Source organism: Sulfurospirillum barnesii SES-3 (assembly GCF_000265295.1).
Lineage (GTDB): Bacteria > Campylobacterota > Campylobacteria > Campylobacterales > Sulfurospirillaceae > Sulfurospirillum > Sulfurospirillum barnesii.
Genome location: NC_018002.1, coordinates 626030 through 646966, shown reverse-complemented (window position 1 = coordinate 646966; position 20937 = coordinate 626030). Strand labels below are relative to the sequence as shown.

Annotated in this window: 17 protein-coding genes; 3 read left to right on the top strand and 14 right to left on the bottom strand. The window is 38.0% G+C overall.

Going from position 1 to position 20937, the window contains the following annotated elements:
- Positions 1–99 precede the first annotated feature (99 nt).
- The gene (locus SULBA_RS03370) at positions 100–3033 is read left to right on the top strand and encodes a MutS-related protein (protein ID WP_014768867.1); all 2934 of its coding nucleotides are present in this window, start codon (positions 100–102) and stop codon (positions 3031–3033) included.
- A gap of 31 nt (positions 3034–3064) precedes the next feature.
- Here the strand turns inward: SULBA_RS03370 and SULBA_RS03365 are convergent, their stop codons facing one another.
- A complete protein-coding gene (locus SULBA_RS03365) occupies positions 3065–3613 on the bottom strand; it encodes a DJ-1 family glyoxalase III (protein ID WP_014768866.1) in 549 nt (182 codons plus the stop codon).
- Positions 3614–3699: 86 nt separating this feature from the next.
- Positions 3700–4263 carry an elongation factor P gene (efp, locus tag SULBA_RS03360; protein ID WP_014768865.1) on the bottom strand — a complete coding sequence of 188 codons (564 nt, stop codon included), beginning with the start codon at positions 4261–4263 and terminating at the stop codon, positions 3700–3702.
- A gap of 221 nt (positions 4264–4484) precedes the next feature.
- Here efp and SULBA_RS03355 point away from each other — a divergent pair, with 221 nt between their 5' ends.
- Together SULBA_RS03355 and SULBA_RS12915 are read left to right on the top strand one after the other, a co-directional pair.
- Positions 4485–4733 carry a hypothetical protein gene (locus tag SULBA_RS03355; protein ID WP_014768864.1) on the top strand — a complete coding sequence of 83 codons (249 nt, stop codon included), beginning with the start codon at positions 4485–4487 and terminating at the stop codon, positions 4731–4733.
- Positions 4730–4894 carry a hypothetical protein gene (locus SULBA_RS12915; RefSeq protein ID WP_014768863.1) on the top strand — a complete coding sequence of 55 codons (165 nt, stop codon included), beginning with the start codon at positions 4730–4732 and terminating at the stop codon, positions 4892–4894. The genes SULBA_RS03355 and SULBA_RS12915 overlap by 4 nt, the downstream gene beginning before the upstream one ends.
- Before the next feature lie 28 nt (positions 4895–4922).
- On the opposite strand, the gene SULBA_RS13240 is transcribed toward SULBA_RS12915, so the two are convergent.
- From SULBA_RS13240 to pheS, 12 genes are all read right to left on the bottom strand, one after another.
- On the bottom strand, positions 4923–6581 hold the full coding sequence (locus SULBA_RS13240; RefSeq protein WP_014768862.1) for an efflux RND transporter permease subunit: 1659 nt from the start codon (positions 6579–6581) through the stop codon (positions 4923–4925).
- The gene (locus tag SULBA_RS13235; RefSeq protein WP_014768861.1) at positions 6565–8163 is read right to left on the bottom strand and encodes an efflux RND transporter permease subunit; all 1599 of its coding nucleotides are present in this window, start codon (positions 8161–8163) and stop codon (positions 6565–6567) included. Before SULBA_RS13235 ends, SULBA_RS13240 begins: the two co-directional genes overlap by 17 nt.
- On the bottom strand, positions 8163–8969 hold the full coding sequence (locus SULBA_RS03340) for an efflux RND transporter periplasmic adaptor subunit (RefSeq protein WP_014768860.1): 807 nt from the start codon (positions 8967–8969) through the stop codon (positions 8163–8165). Before SULBA_RS03340 ends, SULBA_RS13235 begins: the two co-directional genes overlap by 1 nt.
- Positions 8969–10309: a TolC family protein gene (locus SULBA_RS03335; RefSeq protein ID WP_014768859.1), complete on the bottom strand. Its 1341-nt coding sequence runs from the start codon at positions 10307–10309 to the stop codon at positions 8969–8971. Before SULBA_RS03335 ends, SULBA_RS03340 begins: the two co-directional genes overlap by 1 nt.
- A gap of 129 nt (positions 10310–10438) precedes the next feature.
- Positions 10439–11596, bottom strand: a complete 1158-nt coding sequence (locus SULBA_RS03330; protein ID WP_014768858.1) for a TsoY family (seleno)protein — start codon at positions 11594–11596, stop codon at positions 10439–10441.
- Between the two features lie 18 nt (positions 11597–11614).
- The gene (gene serA, locus SULBA_RS03325) at positions 11615–13201 is read right to left on the bottom strand and encodes a phosphoglycerate dehydrogenase (RefSeq protein WP_014768857.1); all 1587 of its coding nucleotides are present in this window, start codon (positions 13199–13201) and stop codon (positions 11615–11617) included.
- Complete coding sequence (locus SULBA_RS03320; RefSeq protein ID WP_245391455.1) at positions 13198–13635, bottom strand: hypothetical protein; 438 nt, start codon at positions 13633–13635, stop codon at positions 13198–13200. The genes serA and SULBA_RS03320 overlap by 4 nt, the downstream gene beginning before the upstream one ends.
- A gap of 51 nt (positions 13636–13686) precedes the next feature.
- On the bottom strand, positions 13687–15363 hold the full coding sequence (locus SULBA_RS03315; RefSeq protein ID WP_014768855.1) for a 30S ribosomal protein S1: 1677 nt from the start codon (positions 15361–15363) through the stop codon (positions 13687–13689).
- 65 nt (positions 15364–15428) lie between these two features.
- Positions 15429–16262: a 4-hydroxy-3-methylbut-2-enyl diphosphate reductase gene (locus SULBA_RS03310; RefSeq protein WP_014768854.1), complete on the bottom strand. Its 834-nt coding sequence runs from the start codon at positions 16260–16262 to the stop codon at positions 15429–15431.
- Positions 16247–17542, bottom strand: coding sequence for a 3-phosphoshikimate 1-carboxyvinyltransferase (gene aroA, locus SULBA_RS03305; RefSeq protein WP_014768853.1), 1296 nt, complete (start codon positions 17540–17542; stop codon positions 16247–16249). The genes SULBA_RS03310 and aroA overlap by 16 nt, the downstream gene beginning before the upstream one ends.
- A complete protein-coding gene (pheT, locus tag SULBA_RS03300; RefSeq protein WP_014768852.1) occupies positions 17539–19878 on the bottom strand; it encodes a phenylalanine--tRNA ligase subunit beta in 2340 nt (779 codons plus the stop codon). The genes aroA and pheT overlap by 4 nt, the downstream gene beginning before the upstream one ends.
- Positions 19875–20882: a phenylalanine--tRNA ligase subunit alpha gene (pheS, locus tag SULBA_RS03295; protein ID WP_245391454.1), complete on the bottom strand. Its 1008-nt coding sequence runs from the start codon at positions 20880–20882 to the stop codon at positions 19875–19877. The genes pheT and pheS overlap by 4 nt, the downstream gene beginning before the upstream one ends.
- Between the last annotated feature and the right edge of the window lie 55 nt (positions 20883–20937).

Below are 20937 nucleotides of genomic sequence, written 5' to 3'. Positions count from 1 at the left end.
ATCCTTCAAAAAATATGCCTTTATTGTACCCAACAACCCCTTTTTTTATGCTTCCTTTGTGTATAATAAAACCTTAAACCATGCTGTGTAAAGGTTAGAATGCTCGAAAATATCGCCAAATTGTTAAACTCGAAAGAGAAACTCCTCACCGAAATTTATTTTGATTTACAACTCTTTTTTGAAGAAAAATATGGCAAAAATACCATTGTCTTTATGGAAATTGGCTCATTCTTTGAAACCTATGAAGTCAACAATGAAACGCATCAAATCGGTAAAGCCAAAGAGGTTTCCGAACTTTTGAACATTCAGCTTACCCGTAAAAATAAAACAATTTTAGAAAACTCTCTGCAAAATCCGCTCCTTGCTGGTATCCCATCCGTCTCCTTAGATAGATACCTTAGCCGCTTAGTCCAAAGTAAAAAATACACCATTGTATTGGTGCGCCAAAAGGGTGAGCCGCCCCATGTCAAGCGTTATATCGCCAATATCATCAGCCCAGGAACCAATTTTGATTATGTCATGGAATCGAGTGAGAACTATTTGGTTTCACTTTTAATTGATTGCAACCATCAAATTTACTCCCTAGGGTACGCTGCCATCGATGTGAGCACGGGTAAGACCATCATCAATGAAGTCCATGGTACCAGAGAAGATAAAACCTACGCCTTAGATGAAATTTTCAACCTCTTACAAACCTATAAAACCAGTGAAATCGTCCTCACCTACAACGCTGAATCCATCGACAAAGAGTGGGTGCAAAACTACCTTGAAATCACGCAAAACACTTCGTTTAGTCTTAACAAAGAACGCCACAAAGTCACCTATCAAAACGAACTTTTTGGACGCATTTATGCGATTCGCTCCTTACTCTCACCCATTGAATACTTAGACATTGAGCGTTTTCCTTATGCCAGTGAGTCACTCGCCATTTTATGTAATTTTATCATTGAACACGATGCCAATATTATTGAGAAGATGAGCCGTCCCATCTTGCTTGGAAACAATCGCTATCTTTACATGGGCAATAACGCCCTCGAACAATTAGGAATTATCTCTCGTAACCCAATGGAGATGACCCTTTTAAATTTAATTGACCAAACGTCTACGGCTATGGGAAAACGACTTTTAAAAGAGCGTCTGCTTAACCCTATTTGTGATTTAAAAACACTCAATGAACGCTTTGATTTAAGCAGTAAATTGATGAGTGATTATAAAAAATTTGACATTGCTTTAAAACAGGTCTATGACCTAGAGCGCATTTTAAGGCGTATTGCTCTTAAAAAATTGCACCCTTTGGAACTTGCTTATCTGAGTAACTCCCTAGAGGCGATTTTGGGTATTTTAAAAGAGGCAGAACTTAAAAAAATGGCAATTCCAAAAAGCCTTTTTGATGAGAGCGAAGCCTTGTTTTTAATGCTTCAAAATACCTTTGTCCTTGATATTTGTGCAAAATTTCGAAAAGACCAAATTAATGAAAACCTCTTTCTAGCAGGTATCTATCCTCAGATTGATAAAATTGAACAAAGCAAGTGTGAACGCTTTAGCGCACTTCAAAGCATTGTTACCCACATAGAAGCACTGTTTGAAGAAAATAACCGCTCGATGATTAGCATTGAATGGCTCGAGAGTGAGGGGCACTACATTTTAATGAGCAAAAATCGTTTTGCCCTTATTGAAGAGAAGTTAATGCAAAGTTTTATGACCATTGGAGAAAAACACTACTTCTTTAAAGACTTTACTTTTAGGCATCTTAAAAACAGCGTTAAAATTTCTGCATCGCTGATTGAAGAAATTTCGCACGACATCACCCTTAGTAACGTCCAAATGGTAGCCCTTGTTAAACAGCGTTACGATGAGATGTTGGAGAAAATTGAGACCCACTTTGCGCTGACACTAGAGCACCTTATCTCCTTTGTAGGAACCCTTGATGTGGCACTCAGCAACGCAAAATGTGCGGTGCATTTTAACTACTCACGCCCTGAGCTTTTACCCATGGAAGAAAAAGAGCGCTTTATGGAAGCCATTGGACTGCGACACCCCTTGATTGAATCTCGAGAGGAAAATGGCATTTATATTCCTAATGATCTTTTTTTAGGAACATGTCCCAAAGAGATGCCCCATGACCATGTCACACTAGAGGCGTCACGTATCAATACGGTGCAAGGCATTTTACTCTATGGCATTAACTCTAGCGGTAAATCTTCTTTAATGAAGAGTCTAGGCATTGCTATTATTATGGCGCAATCAGGCTTTTTTGTACCCTGCGCAAGCCTTCGTTTTCACCTTTTCGATAAAATTTTTACCCGTATTATGAGTTCAGATAACCTCTACAAAGGGCTCTCTACTTTTACCGTAGAAATGTTAGAACTTAAAAATATTTTTAACCGCACCACGCCCTATTCTTTGGTGCTTGGTGATGAGATTAGCCATGGAACCGAAACGGAGTCTGCCCTTGCTATCGTTGCTAGCAGTATCAAAAAAATGAATAGCCTTGGCTCTTTGTTTGTTTTTGCAACCCATTTGCATCAACTGATTCAACTGCCTCTGATTACAGAACTAAAAGAGGTCATTGCGCTTCATTTAGGGGTGAGTTACGATGAAGAAAACGATAAACTTCTCTATAACCGTAAACTTGAATCGGGAAGTGGAAGCTCACTGTATGGACTCGAATTTGCAAAATCCTTGCATATGGACAGTGAATTTATCAAGATGGCGTATGACATTCGTAAAAATCTAGCAGGAGAGCTAGGCGATGTAGAGCTATTAAAACAAAAAAAACGCAGTAAATATAATAAAAATCTCTACCTCTGCAAATGCGCCTTGTGTGATGAGTATGTTGATGAAGTGCATCACATTCATGCACAAGAAAGAGCAGATGCACATGGGAATATTGAGCATTTTCACCAAAACCACCGTTATAATCTGATTCCTCTGTGCGCTAAACACCATAAAATGGTGCATGAAGGTAAAATCACGATCAGTGGTTTTGTAATGAGCAGTGAGGGTTTAAAACTCCATTACGAAGAGAAATAAAGGGTGAGCACACTCTTTACATGTAAACGATTTACTTCAATAGCAACTCTTTGGCTAATTGTTCACTCAGCTCTTTGCCACATAACTGCTCTACCAATGCTAAAGCAAAAAGCATGGCCGTACTTGGTCCTTGTGAAGTGGTAATATTTTCATCCCGCACCACCTTATCCGCATCTGTGTAGCCATCTTGTGCAATGTTTGAATGAAATCCAGGATAGCACGTATAACGCTTTTTCAAAACACCCGCTGTGTAAAGCGCATAAGGCGCTGCACAAATAGCAGCAATACCCTTCCCTTTGGCATCAAACGCTTTAAGTATGGCTTGGAGGGTTGCATCTTTTGCTAAATTGGTCGCACCAGGAAGTCCACCAGGTAAGGCTATCATGTCATAGGTAGTGGCGTCCAGTTCAGAAATAAGTGCGTCCGCTACAACCACAACACCGTGCGCACCTTTTACATGTAAAGACGTTAAGGCTGCCATGGTCACCTCAATCTTCGCACGTCGTAAAATATCCACAATACTCAATGCTTCAATTTCTTCAAAGCCCTCAGCAAAAGGAACCAACACTTTTTTGCTCATTGATAACTCCTTATAGGTAGATAAATGGTTGCAGAGAAGAGAAGAAAGACCATGGCCATGTTACACCACGATCTTTACATGTAAGACTATTTAACTTTTTCTAAGTATTCGCCACGAACAGTATCAACTTTAATCACATCGCCCTCAACCACGTGAAAAGGCACTTGAACCACCGCACCACTCTCAAGAGTTGCTGGTTTTTTACCACCTTGGGTATCCCCTTTAAAGTTAGGTGGGGTTTCAACAATTTTAAGTTGAACAAATTGTGGGGCTTCAACGCTGATGGGTTTACCGTTATGGTAAAGCATATCGACATTCATACCATCAATAATCCAATCTGCTGCTTCTCCGACTTGGTCATGGGTGAGTGCAATTTGTTCATACGTTGCACTGTCCATAAATTGTAAGAATTCGCCATCATCGTATAAAAATTGCATGATTTTATCTTCAAGCTGAGGTGTTTCACATTTATCCCCTGCATGAAAGGTTTTTTCAATGACTCTGCCATCGATAAATGACTTAATTTTACAACGCACAAACGCCGCACCTTTGCCAGGTTTAACGTGTTGGTACTCGGTGATTTTATACGGAATACCGTTAAATTCGATTTTTAACCCTTTTTTTAAGTCGCCCATTGAAATAGAGGCCATACATTCTCCTACGTTTTAGTTTTCGCCATTATAGCGAAAAAAAGAGCGACAACAAAACAGCATATTTTTATACAATATATTGTGTATTTAGAACAATTTAATGTTGTAAAATACTTAATTAATTAGTATTAAATCTTTTATTTTGTTTATAATATAATATAAACAGTGTAATTTATACTTTTTAATTTATGTTTAATACATTTTTAACTACAATCTTACGAATGAAAACCAACGATATTATTAATCTTTTGCACAATGCCATTGAAGCTGAAAATATGGGGAAAAAAATTTCTCAAAAAAAGATGGCAGAGACCTGTGGTATTTCCATGCGAACCTATCAAGAGTGGCGTCTTGGTAGCAGTGCTCCTATGGCAATTCCCGTGGTTTTTAATATGTTAGGCATGCTTAATGATGCAGATATTGTAAGGTTAGTGCGTAAAATTAATGATGGGCAAAAAGGGGCGGTATGACAAATCTATCCGTGAGTGAAAAGCTAGCACTTGAAGAGGTTTTTGAGTGTTTAAAAGAAGGAAATTGCCGAAAAATGGGGTTGAGTAAGAAACTATTTTCTCATCGTATTATGCGACTTTTAATGTTCGCACGTCGAAAGTTTTTACATGTAAAACGATAAAGGCTAGCGTTTTACATGTAAAGGTATTTTAAATTGCTTTTGTATTATCCATCAGTACAGGCACGACTATCAATGAGACAATCACCGCTGCAATGGTTCCAAAAATAAGGGCTACCCCCAACCCTCCAAAAATAGGGTCTGTCGCTAACAATGTACTGGCTAAAATAATCGCTGCTGCGGTAAGAAAAATAGGCTTTGAGCGTGTTGCACTCGCAAGCGCTATGGCACGTTTTTTCTCAATTCCCACTTTCATCATTGCCTCTGTAAAATCAATCAACAATAAAGAATTACGTGAACTAATGCCCATTAAAGCAATAAATCCAATCAGAGACGTTGCTGTTAAAAAGAAAGTCTCTTTGGAGAAGAGATCCATCAACCAATGCCCAAAAATAACCCCAATAATAGAGAGAAAACTTCCTAAAAGAACAATTCCCGCAATCGCAAAACTTTTATAATACACAACCATCAATAAGAAAATCAGCACCAACGCCGCAATAAAAGCACCACCTAAATCCCTAAACGTATCCATGCTCACTTTCATCTCACCATCAAAAACCAATTCAAAGACTTCCCCACTGCGTTTATCTTTTAGCTTTAAATCAAACAAATGTGTGTTTTGAATCTCGTAGAACTCACTGAGGCGCTCTTTAATGGTGCTTCGAACATCTAAGAGTGGGTAGACCTGAGACACCAAATCTGCCTCAGCGACAATGCTTACCATGGTTTGAAGGTTCTTTGACATAATGGTAGGGGTTGAAAAAACCTCATCAATGTGCACCACTTCACTTAGTGGCACCAACATACCTTGTGTATTTCGTAAACGAAACGATGTGAGTTTTGCATACAATGCCTCTTTGCTAAGCTGTGCTAAGCGCTTGGAATTTTCACTTAAAACTACAAAAATGGGGATTTGAGAAGGCGAATTTTCACTGTTTTTATAACTGACCTCCATACCCTCAAACGCCAAATAGAGCATTTTATGAATGTATTCTATACTCAATCCTGCCCTCAGAGCTTTTTCATGATCAATGCGCAAAGAGAGTTTGGGATAAATTTCATCAAACAAAACGTCCACATCCGCTAAATCACGATGTTGTGAGAGAATCTCTTTAATTTTTTCAGCCAAAGGAGTGAGCGATGTACTTTTTTCACCGTAAAGCTCAATTACAAGAGCTGCTTGTGTCGGAGGGCCGGCTGGTTGTTCTACCATTTTGATAGATGTTTTTTCCACCAATGGCTCACAGCTTTTTTGAATAATAGGACGCAAACGGTGCACCATAGCATAGGAGCGTTCATCTCTTTCGTGGGCATCACTTAGGTTGACTACAATTTCACTTACATGCTCACCGCTTTTAAAACCAGAGCCTTTCACCAACCCTGCGTAATCCAATGGAGAGCCCATCCCATTAAAGACTTCAATGTTTTGCACCTCTTGTTCCTTTTGCAAGAAAGCAACCACGCATTGATTGACCTGCTGTGTTTGAAAAACAGAACTACCTTTGGGTAAATCCACATAGATGGAGAAAGTATTGGTGCTTTTAGAGGGAAGCATTTTAGCAAGAACCGCATGGGTAGGAAACATCATCAAAGATGCACTAAATGCCAACACTGTTAGTAACAAAACCAATCGTTTTTTGCGTACATCCAGTAAAATGTCATGAATAAACTGCTCAAAGCGTTTCATCATGGTGCGCTCCTGAATGTTTTTTTGGCTTTTTAAGTAGTTTTAAAGCAAGGTATGGAGTAAAAATATAGGCAATTAAAAGTGAAGCGGTCATGGCAACAGGAACATTTAAAGGGATAGGTTTCATAAATTCTCCCATCATTTGCCCTACAAATGCCATAGGAACCATGGTTAAAATAATGGCTATGGTAGCCAAATTGGTAGGAGCTCCAATCTCATCGGTGGCTTCAATGAGTAACTCACCCATAGATGTATCTTTCGCAAATTTACTGTGTAAGTGACGGTGAATATTTTCAATAACAACAATCACATCATCGACCAAAAGCCCAAGGCTTAATAAAAATGCAAAAAGCGTAATACGATTAATCGTTTGACCGCTCATATACGCAATAAAAATAGTAATCGCTAAAATAGCAGGTACGGTTAACGTAACAATAAGCCCTTCTCTCCATCCCAAAATAAAAATCAACAAAAGCGCAATAATCACAATAGAAATCAGCAAGTGAAAGACCAATTCATTGACCGCTTCATTGGCTCTTTGTCCATAGTTTCGTGTTACACTATAAGCAATGCCTTCTTTAGAGAGTTCACTTTTGTACGCATCCAACCGAGCCAAAACATCCTCCGCAATCACCACGGCATTGGAGCCTTTTAGCTTTGAGATACATAAGGTGACTTGTTCTTGTAAAGGCGTAAACGAGCCATCGGCATTTTTATAACTAATATAAGCTTGTTTTAGGTTTTGAACATCATACCCTAAAGAGACATGTGCCACATCTTTTAAGTAAATCGCCGAACCACCTACGTGCGCTACAATGACATTTTCAATATCTTTTACATCTTCTAAGGCATTTTTGATGCCAAAAACAAGCAATTTTCCCTCTTTGCTATGATTTGTTATATCAGGAAGTTGGGTAGTAAGTGCATTTAAAGCTGTGCTTATCTGATCTAAACCCAAATGGTACCCTGAGAGCTTTAAGAGGTCAACCTCAATAGTAAACTGCTCCTTATGCTCCCCTTTTAGTTCTGTTTTCGCCAAATTTGGCATCGTACCTAAGCTATTACGAAAAGCTTCTATGCGTTTATACAATGCTACAGAATCTGTCGCATTGGCATCTTTGGCATAAAAGGCTATAGATAAAATAGGAATATCTATATCAATATCCAATGGACGCACTAAGGGTGTTGATGCCCCTTTTGGTAAATGATTCATATTTTGCATCACCTTGTCGTAAAGCTTTAAATTAGATGCCTCACGATTCTCTCCAATATAATACATTACATTGACAATCCCTACATTATCGCTGGCAATGCCATACACGTGCTCCACGCCTTTAATCTCTTTAATACGACGCTCCAATGGCTTCACGATCACCTGTTCAATTTCAGCGGCACTCGCACCTGGTAGACTTACCATAACCACACCACCACTAATTGAAATTTGGGGGTCTTCTTCGCGAGGCATCATCACAAGGGCTATCACCCCCAATGCAATTAAACTCACCCCTAAAATCATCGTAAGAGGATTGCGTAAAAAAAGACGTGCCAAATACCCTGCCAAATATTTTTCTTTATAACGTGACATCACAATCCACCTAAAGTAACGGTTGCATACATCCCAGGATATGCCGTTGCCTCGTTACATGTAAAACTACTTTTCAGTCTAAATGCATGGGTCATGGGGTTTGAAGTAGGAATAATCGCTTCAACCACACCCTCACTTTTACACCCAATGGATGCAATCCAAACAGAAGCTTTATCCCCAACTTTCACACTTCCAAGGTAGCTTTCTGGAATCTCTGCACTAATTTTAAGTGTGGAAATATCAGAAAGAATGAATGCAGGAACACCCGCCAATGCCATTTCTCCAGCGTGAATATTTTTTTGAATAATCACACTGTCATTGGGCGCTCTCACCTCCAAATAGTGGTATTGATTTTTTACTTCTAGGCGTTTTTGTTTGGCTGTTGCAATCTGTTTTTGAGCAATCTGCATCATGGTTTTTAGATTGTTGGTATTAAGTTGTAAATTTTCAACTTCAAATTGTGAGACCATATCTTTTTCTAACAAACGCTGGTGACGTTCTAAATTAAGTTTTGCATTGGAATATTGCATCTGATACATTTCATAAGAGAGTTCTGCTTGTGCAATGGCTAGATTGCTCTGTTCAATTGCACTATCAATCTCTTTAGCATCAATTTTATAAAGCAAATCACCTTTTTTGACGACATCACCCTCATTCACTCGAACTTCTTGAACATAGCCCATATAGCGACTGCTAATACTTTTCTCATTCTCTGAAATCACACGACCACTTAAGAGTAATTCACCAGCACTCAGCGAAACACTCAAAAGAAAGAGGAAAAAAATCTTTACATGTAAACCGTTCATCAATCTGTACTCCTAGCTATTTTTTCAAGTTCAAAGATCGTATCGTTATGTGCATTTTGTGCCTCTTTGAGTTTTAAAACCGCTTGCAAGGCTTCGGTTTGTTTGAGCATCACTTCATGAATCGAAAGAAGCTTTTGCTCATAACGTCCTGCATAATTTTCATAAATCATCTGTGCTAATTCAACCTCTTTTTTTAAACTCTTAATTTCATATACATAGGTGTGAAGTTTTGTTTGCAGTTGTTTTACATGTAAAAGCAGGCTTTTTTGTGACAAAATAAAAGCTTGTTGCGCTTTTAAATTGTGAACACGCGCTTTTTCAACATTGGCTTTATCCGCACCGCCATTAAAAAGATTCCATTTTATCTGTACGCCGACCGTATACGCATCGTTTTTTGAAAAATCATTCATCCAATGATTGTCCGCACTGCCATACTGTACAAACGCACCAATTTGCGGATAATAAGCACTCTCTTCTAAAGCAATGTTCATTTTTGATATTTCAAGATTTTGGGCTGCTTGTTTCACACGAATATTATCGTTTAAAATCGCCTCTTCATGAATCTCAAAAGACAATGTTTCAATCGTGGGTGTGATAATTTCACTGACCGTTTCATCCAACAAAAACGAGAGATAATGATAAAGCATTGCTTCGTTTGCTTTAGCACTCTCATAATGACGCCCAACTTCTGCTAGACGAGTTTCAATTTCTAAAAGGTCTACTTTTTTAGCATATCCCTCTTCTCGTAGTGCCGCTGCTTTTGTGTAAAGTTTTTGCATGGTTTTTTCAATGAAAGCCAAATCTGTGATGTAATCTTTTACAAGGGCAATGTCATAAAATGTTTTTTTGACTTCGTATTGTTTTTGTAAACTTGTCTCTTCTCGTGTGAGTGTACTTAAATGATGCAAGGCTTTGGTAATTTTTTTATAGTAACTGATTTTTCCGCCGCTATAAAGAGGTAGGCTATAGGTGAGTTGTGTGGAGAAGTGGTTGCGACTTGGTGGCTCGTTTAAATCACTTGGTTTGGCATCATAGTTTGGGTTACTCATATCAAGCTGTCGAAACCCAAAATCTGTAAAACGTGCTTCACGTGATTGTAGTTTATAACCAAAAATATTGAGTGCATCATTGCTACGTAACAAGTTATGACTTAAATCAAGAGAACCTAAAGAACTTGCAGTAGCTACTTCTGCTTCCAATGCACTGATATGCTCATCCCGCTTTGCAATATCAATCTCGTGGTTATTGCTTTTGAGCTTTTCAAGAGCATCATGAAGACTTAATGGTGAAGTGGCAAATGAAACCGTAACCACAAAACAGAGATAAACAAACATTTTCATGCAATACACTCCCTTTTTTATCTACGTCTTATTATCTTTATAGACAAGAAAAGAGATGGTATCACATTTTATTTATTGCTTTATTAATTAGAAAAAATTAAGATAACTATTTTAGAATTAAATAATTATCTATGAAAAAAATTTATTCTTTAGCTTAAAAAAGTAAAGAATGGTTTGAAATTGAATATAAATAAAAGGCAGTAACATGAGAAAATAAACCAATGAATTTTGGGTAAATACATTATTGGCAACCAAGCCCATATGCACAAAAAACATTCCAAAAACCATAAACGCAACCCCTGGACAAATCAATGCAAAACTGGTTGGCGAAAGAGTACTTGAATGAATAAAGGTCTCAAAATAGCCAATATTACGCATTACTTTATAACCAATGACACCAAAGATAAGTTGCAAGGAAAGTACAAAGCTGGTAAATGTAAACATCGATGCGTTTGCCATTTTTTGATCAAAATGATGGTCAAGCCCAAAACTAATGCGAATAAACGTAATGCCTAAAAGGGTTAAGATAGGTATCATAATCCATAAAGAAGGACTTGCTTCTTGTGCAATACCTTGTTGGAAAATATTTTGAAACCCAAAAATCATTTTAATGAGAAGCAATAAAAGCGCAATAGCGCTAAAAAAGATAGCACAAAAAATGCCAATGGCATTAATAACCAACGACTGACTCATAGCACCAGGCGCTGCAAATCCAACAGCCACCATAGCAAACGCAAAAATAGAAATCATTTGAGAGAGGTTATTGTTACTTGCAAAATCAAAATCACCTTTGACAATCAAACGGGTAAAATAAGCAATAAAAAATTTGAGAGCAAAGTAACCGCACAACGCAAACCCTATTAAAGCAAAAGGGAAAAGGTACTCAACCACACTCCACAAATGAGGAACAAACAAAGCCCCTAAAACAAAACACACATTAATAGTCATGGTAAAGGTTAAAGGTAATGTCATCAATGTAACTTCAGCATTAGATGTCACTAAACGCTGATACGCTTCGGTTTGTTTATAAAGTGTGTATTGTTTAATGTTCCACCATAAAAGTTTAAAGTGATAAAAGGCAAAAAATAGAATACCCAAAGCACTAGCACCGCTTACAAAAGAGAGCCAATCACCTTTCATAAGGGCTGGGTAAAAAAACTCAAAAGTGGTCATGGGAACCCCAACATGAGGCACCATGAACATTAAATAGATAAAAAAGGAGACAGAGAGTCCTCCAGCTCCTAGGGCCGATAAAAAACAGATGGGAGTGAATTTTTCTCTTAGCATTGTACTTTTTTCCTTTTCTTATAAAACAGCGTATTCAACCCAAACGCATGTTTCGAGCTTATTGAGTTCAGTGATAATTTTTTTATCAATATCCGTATCCACTAAGATAACCGCCATAGCAAATTGGTGTGCACCACGCCCCAATCTAAAATCAGCAATATTAATGCCCTCTTGTGCCAAGATAGAGGTGATTTTCGCAATAACCCCTGGGACATCGTTATTTTTAAAGATAATCATTTTGCCTTTAGGTTTAAAATCAAACTTGAAGCCGTTAATGCCCACGATGCGTTGCTCATCTTCACCAAAAACGGTTCCGCTAATACTAATAGCATCTTTATCGGTAACCAATACCAGTGTGACTTTGTTCTTATAACCACTCGTACTGCCTAAAACTTCAAATTTACTCTCAATCCCTTTTTCTTTGGCGACAAACTCTGCATTAACATAATTCACAGTCGTTTCGTTGGTCTCACTAAGTGCTCCTACCACACCAAAGGTTAAGAGTGATTTGCCAAATTCAGCAATATCTCCCTCAAGCTCAAGACGAATAGATTTAATGGCGGAACGATTAAGTTGCGCAGCTAAAAAGCCCATTTTTTGGACTAATTCTAAATAAGGTTTTAATGAAGCTGGCATATCTTCCGCTTTAATTGGCAAATTAAGCGCATTAGGATAACTAATGCCTCGTGCAGCACTAATAGCATTCTCCGCTGCTTGGATCGCAATTTTTTCTTGAGACTCTAAGGTATTTGCACCTAAATGGGGTGTCACACAAATATTTTCTAAATCAAGAAGTGGATGGTTTGTTGCGGGCTCTTTGGAAAATACATCAATACCTGCAAAAGCAATTTTTCCACTCTTAAGTCCTGCATGCAAGGCTTCTTCATTATACAAGCCACCCCTAGCACAGTTAATCAGACGCACGCCATCCTTCATCTTTGCAATCTCATCATGAGAGATCATGTTGAGTGTTTCTTTGTTTTTAGGAGTATGAATCGTAATAAAATCACATGCTAGAATATCATCAAAATTGGTGGTGTAGCTCATTCCAAGATCCGTGACTTTAGATGCAGGAATATACGGATCATAGGCTACAATTTCCATACCAAAAGATTTCGCACGAATCGCCACACGGCTTCCAATATTACCAAAACCAATCACACCTAAACGCTTCTCAGCAAGTTCAACGCCGTACCATTTTTCACGGTTCCAGATACGATCAATTTTAAGATGATTGTTAGCATTGGGAAAGCTTCGTGCACAGCCTAAAAGATGTGCCATCGTAAGTTCAACTGCAGCAATGGTATTGGCTGTTGGAACATTCATGGCAATAATACCACGTCTTGAACATCCCTCTTGATCAACATTGTCAACACCCACACCCGCTCTTACAATCGCTTTTAAATTACTGGCTGCATTTAAAAATTTCTCATCCACATCGGTAGAACTTCGTGTAATGGCAACATCACAGTCACCTATGATTTTTAATAATTCATCTTTGGGAAGCTTGACGGCATCAACAACGTCAATATCTTTTTCAGCACGTAAGATTTCAAAACCTTTTTCGTGGATTGCATCGCATACAATGATTTTTTTTGTTCTCATAACCAAACCTCAACAATTTTTGATTTTATATCATATTTTTCAAGCTCTAAAACAACGCCTTCTAACTTTTTAATACTTTTTTCTTCAACAAATATAATGGGGGCTTTATCTTCTTTAATCACCATGTAAGGCAAATGCAATGATGTTAATGTCTGAATAATGCAAAAGAGCGAGTAACGATCCGCTCGATCAATCACCAAGCGAAACGACTTCATTTTTCCATTTCCACCCAACTCTTTTGCCAAATCAATTTGCATAAAAAGCTCATTTACAGGAAAAATAAAATCCCGTGAATCTTTCTGTGCCATCTCTTTGATCCATACATTTGGGTTTGAAGGTGCATTGATCTGTGGTATTTTGGAAGATGTGTACTCAGGAATATCAAGGCTCATTTCGATGTCTTGATGCAGGAGTCGGGATAAAAACAATCCCACTCCTACAAAAAGTAATACAAAAAGTGTACCGAGTACTTTTCTTTGCATGGATTACTTCAATTGATCTTTTAAAATATCTCCAAGCGTCATTTTTTCTTCTTTATTGATCTCTTTAAGTGCTTCTCTTTCTTTGAGTTTAGAAAGACGTCTCACAGAGAGTCTGATACGATTTTTCTTATCATCAATAAAGGTAATAGCCGCTTCGATTTCATCGCCAATTTTAAGATCAGCCTCATTTACTTGACCCAAATCTTCTTTACGAATCAGTGCATCAACATTCTCTTCAAGCTCAACAAAAATACCAAATTCTTTAATGTCTCTGATTTTTCCATGAACAATATCACCATTCTCATGTGTTTTGGCATATTTTTGAATAGGGCTATCTTCTAACTCTTTTTTACTTAAAGAGACTTTCTCTGCTTCTTCATCAATTTTAACAATTTTTACTTCTACTTCATCGCCAACAGCAAAAAGTTCTTTGCATTTATTATTACGATCCCATGAAGCATCTTCATTGTGTAGAAGGCCTTCAATACCACCAATTTTAACAAATGCACCAAAAGCGGTAATCGTTGTAATCTCACCTTTGACAATATCACCTACTTTAAATTTCTTTCTAAATTCATCAAAAGGTTTCGCCAAAACATTTTTTAAAGAAACACGTAAACGTCTCTCTTTTGCATCAATTTCAATGACTTCAACATCAACCACTTGTCCCTCTTCGATGTAATCACGTGGGTGTTTGATGTTTTTATCCCATGAAATCTCAGAAATGTGTAAGAAGCCTTCAATATCATTACCCAAATCAACAAATGCACCGTATGGTTCGATGTTGCTGATAGTCACTTGAATAGAATCACCTGTTTCTAACTCATCTTTAATCTCATCCCAAGGATCTGGCATAGCCGCTTTAATAGAGAGTGATAAATGACGTTTATCTTTGTCATATTTAATGGCTTTAACAGGAATCACTTCACCTTCTTTGTAAAGAGTACCTGGATTGACGGGGCCTTTGTAACTGATTTCACTGTAATGTACTAAACCATCAATACCACCCACATCTACGAACATACCATAGGTTGTAATTTTTTTAATCGTTCCATCTACCACTTCATCACGGTCAATAAGTTCTTGAACAATCTCTTTGCGTTTTTTACGATCATCGTCTAAATATTTTTTACGAGAAATAATGATCGATTCTGTCGCTTCATCAATTTTAATAATTTTAACTTTCAAGGTTTTACCCATCAAGCTGTTCATATCTTTGACTGCTGCTTGTGAGCGTGGAAGGAAAAATTCAATGCCATCTTTGTTCTCAGCAATAAATCCACCCTTGTTTTTACCCGTAATCTTGACATCAAATGCCACATCTTCTTCTTCATTATACTCTGCAATAAAGGCTTTAATACGATCTTTACGAAGGGCCTTTTTGTGCGAAACCGCTGGTCTTTCGTTTCTGAAACCTGTAATAACTACAGGAATTACATCACCAACTTTACATGTAATGTTGCCATTCTCATCTGTTACTTCTGAAGCGTTTAAGCGTCCCTCAGACTTCTTACCCACATCTACTAAAATAACATCTTCTTTAATTGCAACGACCACACCATTGATGAGCGCATCTTTCTCAGAATCTTTGAAAGACTCTTCCAACATCGCCGCAAAATCCATCTCCTCATGTTCGTCCACGGCGTCAGTATGAACAGCTTTGTTCGCCTCTTTTACCATTGTATACCCTTTTTTGATTGATTTTTAACACATTTAGTTACATGTAAACATGCAAAAGTTGTCTATTATACTTTAATTTCACTTATTTTTTCAATAATTTTTTGAATAATCCAATCAGGTGTTGAAGCACCTGCGGTCACACCGCAAAGCATTTTTCCATTAAACCATGATGGGTCTAAATCTTTCTCGCTCTCAACTAAAAAACTATCAGGACAATACTCTTTACAAATGCTGTGCAATTGCTTCGTATTAGAAGAGTTCTTCCCACCAATCACAATGACCACATCGGCTTCTTTTGCTAGTTTGCGTGCGGCATCTTGATTTTCAAAGGTGGCATTACAAATGGTATTAAACACACGTACCTCTTTGTAATGGGTAATTAAATGGCTGGTGATTTCTAAAAATTCACTGACCTTACGGGTGGTTTGAGAAACCACTGCAATTTTACCTTTTTTAAAAACTATTTGTTCTAATTCATCAATACTTTGAACCACAAAAGCACCGTGGATTGCGTAGCTTTCAACCCCTTTAACTTCAGGATGATTGGCATCACCAAAAATAACAATTTCATAACCCTCTTGACTCATTTTTTCGCAAATTTCTTGCGGTTTAGTGACATAAGGGCAGGTCGCATTAATCACTTCAACGTTGCTATTAACCAATTTTTCCAAATCTTTCTTTGGAATACCGTGCGTTCGGATAATCGCTTTATCAACACCTTTTGCTTCAGAGATGTCATGCAAGGTTTTGACATTAAAATTTTCACGCAAACGATTAATCTCTTCGTTATTATGAATAAGAGGCCCAATGGTCGAAGCATTCTGGGTATTTTCAGCAATTTTAATGGCACGTTTTACGCCAAAGCAAAAGCCATAACTCTCTGCTAATTTAATTTGCACGGTGTTACATCTCCAATCTGAGATAAAAGCTCAATAAAATTTGGAAAGGAGGTATTAATACATTCAATGTCTTCAATTTCCATGGCTACTTTTGTACCAGCAATAGCAAAACTCATAGCAATTCTATGATCACCAAAACTATTAATGCTTGCACTGTGAAGTGCCCCACCACTGACTTCATAGCCATCTTCAAACTCTTCTACCGCAATACCGCATAAGCGAAGATTATTGACCACACTTGAAATTCTATCGCTCTCTTTTACCCGCAACTCGTGTGCATTTTTCACAAGGCTTTTACCCTTTGCGCAGGCAAATGCAATCGAAAGTGCTGGCAATTCGTCAATCAGCCATGCAATATTTTCGCTCACGTCCACACCATGCAACTCTTTGCCCGTAATAATAATATCACCCACACTCTCGTACACGTTCTCTTTTTCGATGAATTGAACCTCAGCACCCATGCGTTGAAGCACATTATAGGCCTCAATGCGTGTAGGATTTAAAAGCATATTGTGTAAGGTCACAGAACTTCCTGTGTTAATTGCAGCTGCAACGGCAAAGAAAAAGCCACTTGAAGGATCATTAGGAACTTTCATGTGCAAAGGATTTAGCGGTGCAGTTTGTGGGTGAATGCTTACATGTAAACCCTCAGAAACAATTTGAGCACCCATACCTCGAAGCATGCGCTCACTGTGGTCACGACTCAACTCTGGCTCACGAAACGTTGAGACACCATCGGCGTGAAGTGCGGCTAAAATGAGTGCACTTTTAACCTGTGCCGAAGCAATTTTACTCTCATAATGAAAGGCTTTAAGTTTTTCCCCTCGAATGCTAAGAGGCGCAAAATTACCATTGCTTCTGCCATCAATGAGTGCTCCAATACTTCTTAATGGGTCTGCCACTCGGCGCATAGGACGAGAACAGAGGTATTTATCGCCATACAATACAAAAAAACCCTTGCAGGTTGATAAAAAGCCCATTAGCAAGCGAATGGCTGTGCCTGAATTTCCACAATCCAAAATCAAAGGTGGCTCCACAATCTCATCTGGAGGGGTGATTATTAGCGTACCATCCTCTTTTTTTTCAATGTGCGCACCTAAAGATTCCACAATACTTAAAGTGCACAAGGTATCTTCTGCGGGTAAATAGTTTTCAATCACAGACGCTCTATCGCTTAAAAGCGAAAAAATAGCACAGCGATGTGAGATAGACTTATCACTCGCAATGCTTTGTGTTGTAAACGAAAAGTGACCTTTTGGCTTTACATGTAAGGTTTTCATCGAATGGTTATTCCAAATTTTTCATTGAGCTGTGTTTGTAAAGCCTCGATCATATCTGAAATTTCTTCTTCTTCAAACGTTTTTTCCATAGATTGAAATTGAAATCTGAGGGTTAAACTAACCTTTTCACCCAAACTCTCATGCACATAACGATCAATCACTAAGAACTTCACCAATGCCTTAGGTGCGATGGAAGCAATAAAAGTCTCTAGCGTAGCATATTGCATTTTTGCATCTACAAGAAGACTTAAATCACGTGATGAAGAAGGTAATTTCGAATACTCCTTGGCAATTTTACGACCATAGGAGAGCACATCAAAATCAAGTTCACACACATACGTACGTGATAAATCAAGCGCTTTTTCAACTTGCACATTGACCCGTGCCATATAGCCAGCTTCTACACCATCAATCATCACACGTGCTGCTTCATACGGGCTACACATACCATTGACTTTGTCCAAAGGCAAGAGGGTAAAATGACCTAAAATTGTTTGAATCTTAGAGGCAAACGTGAAAAAATCAATCTCACTAGGCTTTCCATGGTTTGCAATTTCAGCAATTCCATTCTCGCCACTAAACACAAATGCCATTTTTTTGTACTCATGACGTTTTGTATCAAATACACTGCCCACTTCAAACAAAGCCACACGTTTTTTCCCAAACTTAAGATTATTAGAAACAGCATTGAGAATATTTGGAAGTAAAGAGCTTCGCAAGGTATTCAGCTCACTCGTAATAGGATTTGCCACTTCAAGCGCATCGTCTAGTAATGGCAAATTAAATTTTTTGGCATTTTCGCTGTTGTCAAACACAAAATGCAGGGTTTCAAAAAATCCTGCTGCCACACAGCGGTGGCGGTACATCATCCTCTTTTTAAAATCAATATAGGGTTGGTTAATTTTGAGTTTTTCAGCAAAAACAAATGGCTTTGATGTAATATTATCAATACCTACAATACGCACAATCTCCTCGCAAATATCTTGAATATTTTGTACATCAGGGCGAAATTGTGGAATTTTTATATTCATAACGTCTTGTTCAAAAGCAAAATTAACACCAAAACCTAAATGTTTTAAAATTTTGATAATACGGCTTTTAGGAATTTCTTCCCCAATCATTGCATTTAAGTCACTTTGATGGGCATTGACAACCTGCTCTTCAAAATCGTGTACCATCTGTTGTGAATCTGCATAAAGCATAACAGCCGAGCGTTTCATAAGCATTTTCATAAAATAATGAAGACCAAAAGAGAGTTTAGGCTCACTGCCTCTTGAGGAGCGATACAAATGCTTATCTGCCCCTAGTTTCTTATTGGCACTGCGTGAAGCAATAATTTCAGGATGCGTATAATTAGCCTCAATAATAATGCGTTTATCTAAAGCACTGGCTTTACATTCACTCATCTGAGTCACGCCTGTAATAGCTACTTTGGAGCCATCGTACGCATAAATAGCATCTAACTCATGCTCATCTTTGGTAATAATAATTTTTGCTTTATCCTCTTTTTCACAAAAACACGCATGATTATACGCTCGTAGTAAAACACCTGTCACATAGGTTGCGTACTCTATTAATTTATTTAACAAACACGAAGATTCAATCTCTGCCATACCCAAACGCAATTCTACAAGCAATGGCACGGCAATTTCAGTGTTATCAAAAACTTTGTACATGTAAGAACCATTGAGTGTTTCACTGCCTTGCAAATGAAGCACACGACCTACACCTGGTTGATTCTCTTCTTCTTCTTTTTGCCCTAATGTTCTCACTTCCACATCAAAATAGACACTTAAATCACGGGCAACACCGTAAATACTTTGACAATCCCCTCGATTGGGTGTTAAGCCAATCTCAATCACATCATCATTGAGCACAGGATACTCACACAAGGGTTTACCTAAAATAAGCTCGCCAATGCTCTCATCCAAAATCATAATGCCATCATTGATTTTGGGGAGTCCTAGTTCCGTAGATGAACAAATCATACCGCACGATTCCACATCACGCAATTTGGCTTTTTTAATTTTCAGCCCACCAGGAAGTTCTGCACCCATAAGAGCAACTGCAACCAATTGCCCTGCGGCTACATTTTTTGCACCACACACAATTTGCTGAATATCTCCACCCACATCCACCTGACACACATTTAATTTATCTGCGTTAGGGTGTTTTTCACACGAAATAACCTTAGCAACAACAACATTGTGAGGTACACGTATTTTTTGAACGCCATCGACTTCTAATCCAATAGCATTCAAGGCAAGAGTAATGGTATCCGTCTCTATTGCCCCTATATCAATCCATTCATTTAACCACTGTTTTGTTACTATCATCTAAATTGCTCCAATAATCTCAAATCACCCTCAAACAATGAACGCAAATCTGGAATTTGATGTAAAAGCATCGCAAAGCGCTCTACACCTAATCCAAAAGCATAACCACTGACATCTTTATAGCCTACAGCTTTAAAGACATTCGAATCTACCACGCCACAGCCTAAGACTTCAAGCCAACCTGTGTGTGAACAGACACGACATCCCTCACCTTTACAGAAAATACAGCTAATATCGGCTTCTGCACTAGGCTCCGTAAATGGGAAAAAGCTAGGGCGAAAACGCACTTTAACATCGCCAAACATATATTTTAAAAAGTCTTCAAGAATAAATTTTAAATTGGCAAAGGAAACAACACCTGTTTTATCAACGACCAAACCTTCCACTTGGTGAAACATTGGTGTATGCGTAATATCAAAATCACGTCTAAAAACAGCCCCTGGGCAAATCATCCGAATAGGTGCACTTTGTTTAAGCATGGTTCTAATTTGTACAGGCGAGGTGTGCGTTCGAAGCAACATTGAATCTTTAAAATAAAAGGTATCTTGCATATCGCGCGCAGGATGGTACTTAGGTAAGTTAAGGGCTTCAAAATTATGAAAGTCATCTTCAACGAGAGGTCCTTCTTCGATGGAAAAGTTCATACTTACAAAATACTCTATGATTTTATCCATAGTGTCCATCACAGGATGCAAAGCACCTGCACTGCTCTCTTGGTTGAACAGCGTGACATCGACACTGCTTTTTTTCATCTCTTCTTCAACCATTTTCGATTCAAGAATACTTTTTTTATGGTTAAGCAGTTCTAAAAATTTTTCTTTATTACTATTTAGATTTTGTGCAAACTCTTTTTTGGCATCACCATCAAGCTTTTTAAGTTCTTCGAATTGTGCTGCAAAATGTCCTTTTTTGCCAAAAAGAGAGACTCGTATTTTGTCTAATTCATTAAGCGATTCGCATGAAACAATCGCATTTTCTATCTCTTTCAAACAGTAGCCTTTCATCACAGGGGTTTGTATTAGCATTCTCATTTTAGTGAAACTTTAATTATAAAAGGTT

Excerpts from the sequence above, each read along its gene's own strand:
- SULBA_RS03365 (WP_014768866.1), bottom strand. The coding sequence starts at position 3,613 with ATGAGCAAAAAAGTGTTGGTTCCTTTTGCTGAGGGCTTTGAAGAAATT.
- efp (WP_014768865.1), bottom strand. The coding sequence starts at position 4,263 with ATGGCCTCTATTTCAATGGGCGACTTAAAAAAAGGGTTAAAAATCGAA.
- SULBA_RS13235 (WP_014768861.1), bottom strand. The coding sequence starts at position 8,163 with ATGTCACGTTATAAAGAAAAATATTTGGCAGGGTATTTGGCACGTCTT.
- SULBA_RS12915 (WP_014768863.1), top strand. The coding sequence starts at position 4,730 with ATGACAAATCTATCCGTGAGTGAAAAGCTAGCACTTGAAGAGGTTTTT.
- SULBA_RS03340 (WP_014768860.1), bottom strand. The coding sequence starts at position 8,969 with ATGAACGGTTTACATGTAAAGATTTTTTTCCTCTTTCTTTTGAGTGTT.
- SULBA_RS03355 (WP_014768864.1), top strand. The coding sequence starts at position 4,485 with ATGAAAACCAACGATATTATTAATCTTTTGCACAATGCCATTGAAGCT.
- SULBA_RS03315 (WP_014768855.1), bottom strand. The coding sequence starts at position 15,363 with ATGGTAAAAGAGGCGAACAAAGCTGTTCATACTGACGCCGTGGACGAA.
- SULBA_RS03330 (WP_014768858.1), bottom strand. The coding sequence starts at position 11,596 with ATGCTAAGAGAAAAATTCACTCCCATCTGTTTTTTATCGGCCCTAGGA.
- SULBA_RS03335 (WP_014768859.1), bottom strand. The coding sequence starts at position 10,309 with ATGAAAATGTTTGTTTATCTCTGTTTTGTGGTTACGGTTTCATTTGCC.
- SULBA_RS03370 (WP_014768867.1), top strand. The coding sequence starts at position 100 with ATGCTCGAAAATATCGCCAAATTGTTAAACTCGAAAGAGAAACTCCTC.
- pheS (WP_245391454.1), bottom strand. The coding sequence starts at position 20,882 with ATGAAAGGCTACTGTTTGAAAGAGATAGAAAATGCGATTGTTTCATGC.
- serA (WP_014768857.1), bottom strand. The coding sequence starts at position 13,201 with ATGAGAACAAAAAAAATCATTGTATGCGATGCAATCCACGAAAAAGGT.
- SULBA_RS13240 (WP_014768862.1), bottom strand. The coding sequence starts at position 6,581 with ATGATGAAACGCTTTGAGCAGTTTATTCATGACATTTTACTGGATGTA.
- pheT (WP_014768852.1), bottom strand. The coding sequence starts at position 19,878 with ATGATAGTAACAAAACAGTGGTTAAATGAATGGATTGATATAGGGGCA.
- aroA (WP_014768853.1), bottom strand. The coding sequence starts at position 17,542 with ATGAAAACCTTACATGTAAAGCCAAAAGGTCACTTTTCGTTTACAACA.